Genomic DNA, 9,895 nt, shown 5'->3' with positions numbered 1-9,895 from the left:
GGACGACGGAGGCGGAAGTTTGCGGGAGCTGGGTGGGGTGGTTCGCTGAGGGTGTCGGTGCGGGAGTGACGGTGGGCGGGTTGGCTCGCCTTTTCGGCAGGGTTCCTCTTCAGGCGGCCCGCGAATGCGTACCTGAGGGGCGGATACCTGGCCGGGAGTGGATGCTCGGCCCGGAGTGAATGAATGGTTAGCCGGGAGTGGATGCTTGCCCCAAGGGCGTGGTCGCAGGGTGAGTAGCGGTGGTTGATGGCTGCTCTCCCCCAGGGGGTGGCGAGGGCTTGGGGGTAGTGCGGCTGGGGTGGTTGCGCGGGGGTTGGCTCGTTACGGGGGCTGGTTGTTCTGGGCCCGGGGGTTATGTGGGGAGTAGGCGGTAGTGGAGGCAGACGATTGTGGAGGTGTCGTTCACCTCGTGGCCCAGGGATGACCAGTAGCGTTGGTGGACTTCGCGCCAGTGCTGGATCGAGGTGAATCCTTCGCCTTCCGCTTCGGCGAACTCCCACGGCACCTCGGCGAACGGCACCAGCGCCACTGAGGTGATCTCGATGGTGGCGGCCTTCTCGCCGGCGTCGTCCACGAGGATCAGGTGTTCGCCGACGTGTTCGACCTCTTCGCCCTCCGCCTCGTAGTCGAGGGGCAGGAGACCGGCGGTGGCGGTCTTCGCGCCTGAGAGGGTGAGGTCGGTCAGCAGGGTACGCACCTTGCCGGGCGTGCCTAGGGCGAGGACTCTGCGTCCGTCGATGCGGGGCCACATGCGCGCATCCTAGAAGACGGGGATGATCTCCTCCGGGTCGATGACGTTCACCTCGACGCCTTCCAGGTCCAGTTCGGGAATGGCGGGGAAGGCGATGCCCCATCGTTCGACGATCGCGCGGACCTTCGCCATGGCCACGCGCCAGTTCTCCTTCTGTTCCTCGTACGAGAGCACGCCCAGGCCCGCTTCCCTGGCGTGGTTCATCAGGACGCGGTGGTTGTCGAGGAAGTACGGCGGGAGTTCCCAGAAACCTTCCGGCGGCTCCCAGAGAATCATGGAGAGGAACACGAAACCGGCCCGCAGCTGGCGGGTGATGAGGCTGCGGGTCTCCTCGGTGAGGCCCGGCCATTCGTTTTCCAGAATGGTCATGCAGATTTGCAGGTGGCGGGACTCGTCGAGGCCGATGCGTTGGAACATCTCGCCGAAGACCGGATGCCGGGTGCCCGTGGCCATGCCTCTGAACAGCGTGGACGCGGCCATCTCGCCCATCATGAAGCTCGTGAACAGGACCGGCAGCGAGTATCTTCCGACGGCGCTGGTGTAGCCGGTCCAGTAGCGGCCGCCGTTGTGGTAGAGCCAGCCGATGTTGTTGTGGGCGGCTTTTTCGAGATCGTCTTCGGGGGTCCAGTTCAGGGGGCCGCCGGGCCACAGCCGGGCTATGGTGCGCTGGCAGCACTCCTCGTGGTTCATCTCGTCGCGGGTGATGGAGAAGAAGCACTTCCTGACGGGGTCTTCCTCGTGTTTCTCGAAAGCCTGGATGGTTGCGCGGGCGAACACGGCCGGGCCCGAGGCGTCGAAATTGGCGAGGACGGCGAACCAGTACATGATGCCCAGGCGCTGTTCGCGGGTGAAGTCGTCGGGGTTGAGGCCGTCCCATGGGAGGTCGGCCGGGTTCCAGAGTTTGCGCTTGGACTTCTCGTAGATGGCCGCGAGTTTCTCGGTCTCCACGCGCCATTCCATCGGATAGATGTTGGGCTGCGGGATCTCCGGCGCGGGCCAGAAGCCGCCTTCCGGGATCGTGAGGTCCGCCATGGCTGTGACACCTCCCCTGCCATCCTGCGTGGCGGCGTCACGCCATGCAAGCATCGCCGCGGCCCGGTGCGTACGTCGTCGTGCCAGGGCTTTCCCCCTACGAGCGGGTGCGCTGCGTGACGGCGACGCAGGCCAGGACGGCGAGTGCGGCGGCCACGGTCGCCGGGCCGAAACGTTCGCCCATCAGGACCCAGGCCCAGATGAGGGTCAGCAGCGGCTGCGCCAGCTGGGTCTGGCCGGCTCTGGCGATGCCGCCTCTGGCCAGACCGGCGTACCAGGGGATGAAGCCGAGGAACATCGAGATCAGCGCCACGTAGGCGAAGCCGGCCAGGGCGGGGGCGGTCGGCGTGATGGGGGTGGTGAGGGCCAGGACCGCGGTGATCACGGCGGTCAGCGGGAGGGAGAGGACGAGGGCGTGGCTGATCACCTGCCAGCCGGGGGTCGTCCTGGTCAGGCGGCCGCCTTCGGTGTAGCCGAGCGCGGCTGACAGGAGGGCGCCGACCAGGAGCAGGTCCGGCCAGGCGGCGCCGGCCTGGCCGCGGGTGAGGGTGAAGGCGATGATCGCGGCGGCGCCGGCGGCGCAGGCGGCCCAGAACAGGGGGCGGGGGCGTTCGCCGGCCCGTACGACGGCGCAGGCGGCGGTCGCGGCGGGGAGCAGGGCAATGACGACGGCGGCGTGGGAGGTGCTGGCGCCCAGGTCGAGGGCGAGGCTGCTGAACACCGGGAAGCCGAAGACCACGCCCAGGGAGATCACGGCGTAGGAGGGCCAGTGGCGGCGCGGCGGGAGGAGGGGCAGGCGGGCGGCCTTGAGGCAGACCAGGGCGATGACGCCGGCTACGGCGGCGCGGCCGATGGCGACGAGCCAGGGGTCGAAGCCGCGCATCGCGTAGACGGTGCCGGGGAAGCTGCCGGAGAAGGCCAGGACGCCCAGGAAGGCCAGCATCGTCCCTTGGCGGGCGCGGGCGGTGGCTCCGCCGGTTCCTGTCCGGGCGTCGCTGAGGGTGGCGGTGCCGCCGGTGGCGGGAGAGCCGGTGGGGGTTCGTGTGGGGGCGGCAGGAGGTGCTACTCGGTTTTGGGCGGTAGCGCTATCCTTGTCTTTCATGACCAACGATAGCAGTATCGCCCAGATTGCGGCGATACTGCGTGAAGAGGCTGCCCGGCTCGGGCCAGGTGCGCGGCTTCCGTCCAGCCGGGAGATCATGCGGCGGCACAACGTCAGCCCAGTGACGGTCTCGCGCGCCATCGGCCAGCTCGCCGCCGAGGGGCGGGTGGTGTCGCGTCCGGGAAGCGGGGCGTTCGTGGCGCCGCGGCAGGTCGTGCGCGGTCAGGACCCTCTGGACCTGTCCTGGCAGACGGTCGCCCTCGGCGACCGGGTGGTGGACGACGGGCCGGTGGCGGCGCTGCTGGCGCAGCCGTCCGAGGAGGTGGTGCCGCTGACCGGCGGCTACCTGAACCCGGGGCTGAGGCCGGACAGGCAGCTCGCGGCGGCTGCCGCGCGGGCGGTGCGCCGTCCGGACGTCTGGGCGACGCCGCCGTTGACCGGCCTGCACGAGTTGCGCGGCTGGTTCGCCCGTCAGGCCGGGGGCGACGTGACGGCGGCGGACGCGCTGATCGTCAGCGGCGGCCAGGCGGCGCTGACGCACGCGTTCAGGGCACTGGCGGCCCCCGGGACGCCGGTGCTGGTCGAGACGCCCACCTATCCCGGGGCGCTGGCGGCGGCCAAGGCGGCCGGGCTGCGGGCGACGGCCGTGCCGATGGACCGCGACGGCGTACGGCCGGATCTGCTCGCCGAGGCGTTCGCCGTCACCGGCGCGCGGGTGTTCTTCTGCCAGCCCACCCTGCACAACCCCACCGGCGCGACGTTGCCTCTGGAGCGGCGCGCGCAGGTGCTGGAGGTGGCCAGGGCGGCGGGGGCGTTCGTGATCGAGGACGACTACGCCCGCTACCTGTCCCCCGCCGCTCCCCCGTCGCTGGCCTCCATGGACGCGCACGGCACGGTCGTCAACGTGGGCTCGCTGACCAAGATCCTGTCGCCCAGCCTGCGGGTGGCCGCGGTCGTGGCACGCGGGCCGGCCGCGCACCGGCTGCGGGCCAGTCAGCTCGTCGAGTCGTTCTTCGTGGCGCGGCCGCTGCAGGAGACGGCGCTGGAGTTCGTGGGCTCGGCGGCGTGGGGCAGGCATCTGCACACCGTGCACGCCGAGATCGCGACCAGGCGGGACGCGCTCGCCGCGGCGCTGGCGGTCCACGTGCCCGGGGCGGAGGTGCATCTGATGCCGATCGGCGGCCTGCACCTGTGGTTGCGGCTGCCCGCGGAGGTGGACGAGAACGCCCTGGTCGAGACGGCGAGGCGGTACGGGACGCTGGTGAGCCCTGGGCGGATGTACTACCCGTCGGAGCCGCCGGGGCCGCGGATCAGGGTGACGCACATGGCCGCCGCCAACCTGACGGTGCTGGTGGAGGGGGTACGGAGGCTCGGGCAGGCACTGGACGCACAGGCCCGGTGATCGGGGGCCCGGCAGGGGCGCCGGCAGGGGCGACGGGGGCGCGCCCGGCCGCCGCCGCATCGGCCCCGCTGCCACCGCCGTCAGCGGATGCCGATCGCCACGCGGATCGACGCGCGGATCGACGCGCGGATCGACGCGCGGATCGACGCGCGGAAACGGCGGGGCGAAAGGGGTAGGCGGAAGGGCGGGCGGATGGACGCGCGGAAGGGGCGGGCGGTGATGGGCGGCGCGGACGGCCGCGACCGCCGCCGTATCGGCCGTCACCGCAGTCGGCGGGCGCTGATCAACACGCGCGGACGCCACGCGGGCCGACAGCGCGGAGAAGCGCGCGCTGGGAGCGAACGGTGACAGGCGGAGGCGGGCAGAGGTCGACCGAGGCGGGCGAAGGTAACGGAGGGCGGAAATATACGGAGGCGACCGAGGCGGGCGGACGTAAGGGGAGGCGGGCGGAGGTAGACGAAGGCGGGCGGAGGCCGTTGGAGGGGCGAGCCATCCCAGACGAAGGCCATCGGACGCCGTTGGAACGGCGAGCCATCCCGGCCGAAGGCCCTTGGTGGGTGTTGGAGCGGGGAGTCGCCCCGGGTGGAGGGGATGTGTTGGTCGACAGGCTAGGGAATCGTTCGGGGTCGTGGTGGTCGATGCGGGTATGCGGTGACAACAGCAAGACACGCGCTTACCGGGCGCGGAAGCGGGGTTCGCGTCGTCTCCAAGGCTCAAACACCGATACGGTGTAACTCGTGCCTTGTGGCACGAACGGCAGGCGAAGGAGCGGGCCGAGATGGCAGACGTAGGCGTCCGGGCGGCCCGGCGCGAGGATGTTCTCCAGGTTGCGAATACTCAGATCCGCGCCTGGCGCTACGGATATCGGGAGTTCCTCCCGGAAGGCCCACTCGAGCAGATGACGGGGCCGGCGGCCGAGAAGATGTGGCTGCGTCAGTGGGACGAGGCGATCGTCGCCCCGCCCGGCCCCTCGTGCCGGGTGCTGGTCGCGGTGGAGACCATCCTCGACACCGAGGGTTTCCCCGCGCTGGGTGCGGGCGGCAGCGCGGCGCTGACGACCCCGCGCGGCGGCGAGCGGGTGGTGGGGCTGGCCTCGCACGCCCCCGCCGAGGATCCCGACCTGGATCCCAGCAGGGTCGCCGAGATGCTGACGCTGCTGGTCGATCCCGACTTCGTGCGCCGCGGCCACGGCAGCCGCCTGCTCAACGCCACCGTCGACTACCTGCGTGAGGACGGCTTCCGCCAGATCGTCACCTGGGTGTTCGCCGACAACTACGCGGTGCTCGGTTTCCTGGAGTCGGCCGGCTGGGGCGAGGACATGGCCGAACGCGTCCTCGACATGGGCCGTCCGATCCGCATGGTCAGGCTCACCACGGATATCAGCTAGAGGTTCGACAGCATGGCAACCCCCGGTCAGTGGATCGCGGGCGCGCGCCCGCGCACGCTTCCCAACGCCGTAGTCCCCGTCATGGTCGGCACGGGCGTGGCGATCGGCGACGGCGGATTCGTCTGGTGGCGCGCGGTCCTGGCGCTGCTCGTGGCGCTGTCCCTGCAGATCGGCGTCAACTACGCCAACGACTACAGCGACGGCATCCGCGGCACCGACGACCAGCGCGTCGGCCCGATGCGGCTCGTGGGCTCGCGGGCGGCCACGCCCCGGCAGGTCCTGACGGCGGCGCTGGGCTGCTTCGCGGTCGCGGCGGTGCTCGGGCTGGTGCTGGTGGTCGTGACGCGGGCGTGGTGGATCCTGCTGGTGGGGGTCGCGTGCATCGCGGCGGCCTGGTTCTACACCGGCGGCAAGCGGCCCTACGGCTACCGCGGCCTGGGCGAGCTGGCGGTCTTCGTGTTCTTCGGCGTGGTCCCGGTGATGGGCACCGCGTACGTGCAGACCGAGCAGCTGAGCTGGACGGCGTTCCTGGCCTCGATCCCGGTGGGGTTGCTGTCGTGCTCGATGCTGGTGGTCAACAACCTGCGCGACGTCCAGACGGACGGCACGTCGGGCAAGCGCACGCTGGCGGTGGTGCTCGGCGCCGAGCGCACCCGGGCGTTGTACGTGTTGTGCCAGGTGGTGCCGTTCGTGGTGGCGCTGGCGATGATCGCGGTCACGCCGTGGGCGGCGCTCGCGGCGCTGGCCGCGCCGCTCGCGGTCACGCCGATCAGGACCGTGCTGGGCAAGGCCGTCGGGCCGGCGCTGATCGCGGTCCTGCAGCAGACGGGCAAACTGCAGATGGCGTACGGCCTGCTGTTCGCGGTCGGCTTGGCCATCACGCTGTAGACACCCGGTCACGGCCGCCGGCGCGGCGATCACGCTGTAGACACCCGGTCACGCTGTAGACACCCGGTCACGGCGGCCGGCGCGGCGATCACGCTGTAGAGAGCCAGTACGGCGGCCGGCTTGGCGATCACTTTGTAGCCAGGGCACAACTGGCTCCCAGCACGCTCGTATGTCCGGATAAATAACCAGGTCACCCCCCTACGGTTCACTGTGTGCGCACACACCCAGCGACCCTCAGGAGGGGCCATGGAACAACGCGGGATCGAACTGGTCTCGGCCGGCGAACGGTACGGCCGCCCGCGTGACCTGCTTTTCCTCTGGTCCGGGACGACGATGGGCATCTTCACCCTCGTCTACGGCATCACGATCGTGGCGGCGTTCCAGCTCAGCTTCACGCAGGCGGTCATCGCGATCGTCATCGGCAACCTGCTGTCGTTCCCGCTGGTCGGCCTGACCAGCCTGCAGGGCCCGGCCACCGGCACCTCCACCATGGCGGTCTCCAGGGCCGCCTACGGCCCCAAGGGCGCCCGCGTGCTCAGCTTCTTCGGCTGGCTCAACATGGTGGGCTTCGAGGCCGGCGGCATGGTGCTCATCACGTTCGCGGCGCTGTCGCTGCTGGAGCAGGCGGGGGTGAGCGACCAGGGGCTCGGGCTCAAGGTCGTGGTCATCCTGGTGGCGGCGGCGATCCAGCTCGTGCTGCCGCTGATCGGGCACGCCGCGGTGATGAAGGCGCAGAAGTACTTCACCTGGGTGTTCGTGGTGCTGTTCGGCCTGATGGCGATCCTGATCGCGCCCAAGGTGGAGCTCGGGGGCGGCGGCGGGTCGGCGGACTTCGCCACGTTCACGATGGCGATCGCGATGATCATGTCGGCGGGCGGGCTGTCGTGGGGGCCGCTGGGCGGCGACTACTCCCGCTACCTGCCGGCGAACTCCTCCAGGAAGGCGGTCTTCGGGTACGCGGCCCTGGGCGGGTTCGTCCCGTATGTGCTGCTGATGACGCTGGGGGCGGCCGTGGCGACCGTCGTCAAGGACAACACCGACCCGATCTCGGGGCTGCCGGGCGCGCTGCCGCAGTGGTTCGTGGTGCCGTACCTGCTGCTGGCGATCGTGTCGTTGTTCGCGGTCAACACCACCGACCTGTACTCCTCGGGGCTGAACCTGCAGGCGGCCGGGATCAAGGTCAAGCGCTGGGTGGCGGTCGTCGGCGACCTCGTGCTCTGCGTGATCATCACGTTCGTGGCGGTCACCTCGAACAGCTTCAACACCATGCTCAACAACTTCCTCGCGCTGCTGATCATCTGGCTGGCGCCCTGGGCCGGGGTCTACATCACCGACTGGCTGCGCAGGAGGGGACGCTACGACGCCGAGGCGCTGTTCGACGAGCAGGCGCCCGGCCAGGTCCGGTGGCCGGCGATCATCGCGCAGGTCCTGGGCATGGTGGCGGCGGCCCTGTGGATCAACTCGGCCGTCTTCGTCGGGCCGCTGTCGCAGGCGACGGGCGGCAGCGACTTCAGCATCTTCGCGGGCTTCCTGGTGGCGGGCGCGGCCTATGCGCTGCTCGTCCCGCGGCCCGCCGTACGGACTGTGGAGGCATGATGGACCGCGACCTGCTGGACGTGGCGTACGGGCGGCGGCCCGCGGACACGATCATCGCGAACGGCACGCTCGTCAACGTGCTGACCGGCGAGCTCTACCCGGCCGAGATCGGCATCGTGGGCGGCCGGATCGCCGCCGTCGAGCCGGCGCTGGAGCGGGGCCCGGACACCGAGGTGATCGACGCCCGCGGCGGCTACCTGGTCCCCGGCCTGATCGACGGCCACCTGCACATCGAGTGCAGCAAGCTGTCGGTCACCAGCTTCGCCGACCTGGTGGTGCCGTTCGGCACGACGAGCGTGGTGTCGGGGCTGGACCAGATCCTCGTGGCCGAGGGCCTGCCGGGCGTCCGGCGTTTCCTGGACGAGTCGGCGGCGACCGGCATGCGAATCTGGTGGGGTGCACCCGCCAAGGCGCCCTACACCGTGCCGGAGTCGACCGTCGGGCATCCGTTCGGTCCGGCTGAGCACAGGATCGCCCACGAATGGCCGGAATGTGTGGGGATCTGGGAGACCGTCCAGGAGATGGTGGAACACTCCGATCCTGCCGTCATGGAGGCCCTCGACCTGGCTCGGGAGCGGCGGCTGCCGGTGTTCGGCTGCGCGCCGCTGTCCGACCCGCGCCGGATCAGCGGTCTGGCGGCGGCCGGGGTGCGGCTCGACCACGAGTCCTACTCGCACGAGGAGATGCTGGAGAAGCTGCGCCGCGGCATGTACGGCATCATCCGCGAGTCCTCCGTCGCCCACTTCCTCGACGAGAACATCAAGGCCGTGGCCCTGGCCGGGTCCCGCAGGCTGGCGTTCTGCACCGACGACGTGCACGCCGCCGACGTGCTGGCGGGCGGCCACATGGACAAGCTCGTCCGGATGGCGGTCGCGGCGGGGGTCGACCCGGTGACGGCGATCCAGATGGCCACGGTGAACTGCGCGGAGATGTACCGCATCGACCACCTGGTGGGCAGCCTGTCCCCCGGCCGGTTCGCGGACGTGCTGATCGTCGACTCGCTGACCGACTTCCGGGTCCGCGAGGTGATCGCGAACGGCGTGCCCGCCGCCCGCGACGGCCGGATGGTCACGCCGACGCCCGCCCCCGAGCGCGGCCCGGTCCGGCCGTTCCCGATCGCCCCGGTCACCGCGGACGACCTGGTGCTGCGTGCCGAGGGCGAGCAGGCGACCGTGCTGACCCTCGGCTTCACCGAGCAGGTCTTCGTCCGCAGGAGGCGCGACGTGACCCTGCCGGTGACCGGCGGCGTCGTGGAGCCGTCCGTGGAGCAGGACGCGCTGCTCGTCACGGTCGTCGAGCGCTACGGCAAGACCGGCAACAAGCCGGTCGCCATGGTCAGCGGCATGGGCCTGCGGGCCGGCGCGATCGCCACCAGCGCGGCCCCCGACGACAACAACATCATCTGCGTCGGCGCCTCCCGCGAGGACATGGCGCTGGCCGTCAACACCGTCGCCGAGCAGGGCGGCGGCCAGGCCGTGGTGGTGGACGGCGAGGTGCGGGCGCTGCTGCCGCTGCCGGTCGGCGGCATCGTCTCCGACCTGCCGGCCGCCGAGATGGCGGTGCTGGAGGAGCGGCTCGACGACCTGGCCCGCGAGCTGGGCTGCACGCTGCCGGCGCCGCTGATGTACCTGTTCTTCCTGTCGATCACCGCGATCCCCGACTACGCCGTCACCGACCTCGGGCTGGTCGACTGCGTACGGCTCGAGGTCGTCGACCCCATCCTCACGGAGGTTTGAT

At 70.8% G+C, this 9,895-nt stretch carries 10 protein-coding genes; 7 read left to right on the top strand and 3 right to left on the bottom strand.

Going from position 1 to position 9,895, the window contains the following annotated elements:
* Positions 1–352: 352 nt before the first annotated feature.
* From ACIBQ8_RS13270 to ACIBQ8_RS13260, 3 genes are all read right to left on the bottom strand, one after another.
* Positions 353–751 (bottom strand): ASCH domain-containing protein, encoded by a 399-nt coding sequence (locus tag ACIBQ8_RS13270; protein ID WP_397192020.1) that lies wholly within the window; start codon positions 749–751, stop codon positions 353–355.
* 9 nt (positions 752–760) lie between these two features.
* Positions 761–1,783 (bottom strand): hypothetical protein, encoded by a 1,023-nt coding sequence (locus ACIBQ8_RS13265; RefSeq protein WP_397192019.1) that lies wholly within the window; start codon positions 1,781–1,783, stop codon positions 761–763.
* A 97-nt stretch (positions 1,784–1,880) separates the two neighbouring features.
* On the bottom strand, positions 1,881–2,726 hold the full coding sequence (locus ACIBQ8_RS13260) for a DMT family transporter (RefSeq protein ID WP_397179694.1): 846 nt from the start codon (positions 2,724–2,726) through the stop codon (positions 1,881–1,883).
* A gap of 157 nt (positions 2,727–2,883) precedes the next feature.
* Here ACIBQ8_RS13260 and ACIBQ8_RS13255 point away from each other — a divergent pair, with 157 nt between their 5' ends.
* The 7 genes from ACIBQ8_RS13255 to ACIBQ8_RS13225 all read left to right on the top strand — a co-directional run bounded on the left by ACIBQ8_RS13255 (position 2,884) and on the right by ACIBQ8_RS13225 (position 9,894).
* Positions 2,884–4,287: a PLP-dependent aminotransferase family protein gene (locus tag ACIBQ8_RS13255; RefSeq protein ID WP_397192018.1), complete on the top strand. Its 1,404-nt coding sequence runs from the start codon at positions 2,884–2,886 to the stop codon at positions 4,285–4,287.
* 87 nt (positions 4,288–4,374) lie between these two features.
* Complete coding sequence (locus tag ACIBQ8_RS13250; RefSeq protein ID WP_397192017.1) at positions 4,375–4,635, top strand: hypothetical protein; 261 nt, start codon at positions 4,375–4,377, stop codon at positions 4,633–4,635.
* Positions 4,632–5,021 (top strand): CGNR zinc finger domain-containing protein, encoded by a 390-nt coding sequence (locus ACIBQ8_RS13245; RefSeq protein WP_397192016.1) that lies wholly within the window; start codon positions 4,632–4,634, stop codon positions 5,019–5,021. The genes ACIBQ8_RS13250 and ACIBQ8_RS13245 overlap by 4 nt, the downstream gene beginning before the upstream one ends.
* Positions 5,022–5,185: 164 nt before the next feature.
* Positions 5,186–5,674 carry a GNAT family N-acetyltransferase gene (locus tag ACIBQ8_RS13240; RefSeq protein ID WP_358298391.1) on the top strand — a complete coding sequence of 163 codons (489 nt, stop codon included), beginning with the start codon at positions 5,186–5,188 and terminating at the stop codon, positions 5,672–5,674.
* Between the two features lie 12 nt (positions 5,675–5,686).
* Positions 5,687–6,562 (top strand): 1,4-dihydroxy-2-naphthoate polyprenyltransferase, encoded by an 876-nt coding sequence (locus tag ACIBQ8_RS13235; RefSeq protein ID WP_352320764.1) that lies wholly within the window; start codon positions 5,687–5,689, stop codon positions 6,560–6,562.
* Between the two features lie 246 nt (positions 6,563–6,808).
* Positions 6,809–8,158, top strand: a complete 1,350-nt coding sequence (locus ACIBQ8_RS13230) for a purine-cytosine permease family protein (protein WP_397179691.1) — start codon at positions 6,809–6,811, stop codon at positions 8,156–8,158.
* On the top strand, positions 8,155–9,894 hold the full coding sequence (locus ACIBQ8_RS13225; RefSeq protein ID WP_397179690.1) for an adenine deaminase: 1,740 nt from the start codon (positions 8,155–8,157) through the stop codon (positions 9,892–9,894). The genes ACIBQ8_RS13230 and ACIBQ8_RS13225 overlap by 4 nt, the downstream gene beginning before the upstream one ends.
* The last annotated feature ends 1 nt before the right edge of the window (position 9,895 follow it).

It is taken from the genome of Nonomuraea sp. NPDC049646 (assembly GCF_044465525.1).
Classification (GTDB): Bacteria; Actinomycetota; Actinomycetes; order Streptosporangiales; family Streptosporangiaceae; genus Nonomuraea.
Note: the sequence above shows the minus strand (reverse complement) of the source record. Positions and strands in the feature narration are given on the sequence as shown.

What these genes read in the sequence shown, in the direction of transcription:
- ACIBQ8_RS13270 (WP_397192020.1), bottom strand. Translation starts at nt 751, where the DNA reads ATGTGGCCCCGCATCGACGGACGCAGAGTCCTCGCCCTAGGCACGCCC.
- ACIBQ8_RS13265 (WP_397192019.1), bottom strand. Translation starts at nt 1,783, where the DNA reads ATGGCGGACCTCACGATCCCGGAAGGCGGCTTCTGGCCCGCGCCGGAG.
- ACIBQ8_RS13260 (WP_397179694.1), bottom strand. Translation starts at nt 2,726, where the DNA reads ATGCTGGCCTTCCTGGGCGTCCTGGCCTTCTCCGGCAGCTTCCCCGGC.
- ACIBQ8_RS13255 (WP_397192018.1), top strand. Translation starts at nt 2,884, where the DNA reads ATGACCAACGATAGCAGTATCGCCCAGATTGCGGCGATACTGCGTGAA.
- ACIBQ8_RS13250 (WP_397192017.1), top strand. Translation starts at nt 4,375, where the DNA reads ATGCCGATCGCCACGCGGATCGACGCGCGGATCGACGCGCGGATCGAC.
- ACIBQ8_RS13240 (WP_358298391.1), top strand. Translation starts at nt 5,186, where the DNA reads ATGACGGGGCCGGCGGCCGAGAAGATGTGGCTGCGTCAGTGGGACGAG.
- ACIBQ8_RS13235 (WP_352320764.1), top strand. Translation starts at nt 5,687, where the DNA reads ATGGCAACCCCCGGTCAGTGGATCGCGGGCGCGCGCCCGCGCACGCTT.
- ACIBQ8_RS13230 (WP_397179691.1), top strand. Translation starts at nt 6,809, where the DNA reads ATGGAACAACGCGGGATCGAACTGGTCTCGGCCGGCGAACGGTACGGC.
- ACIBQ8_RS13225 (WP_397179690.1), top strand. Translation starts at nt 8,155, where the DNA reads ATGATGGACCGCGACCTGCTGGACGTGGCGTACGGGCGGCGGCCCGCG.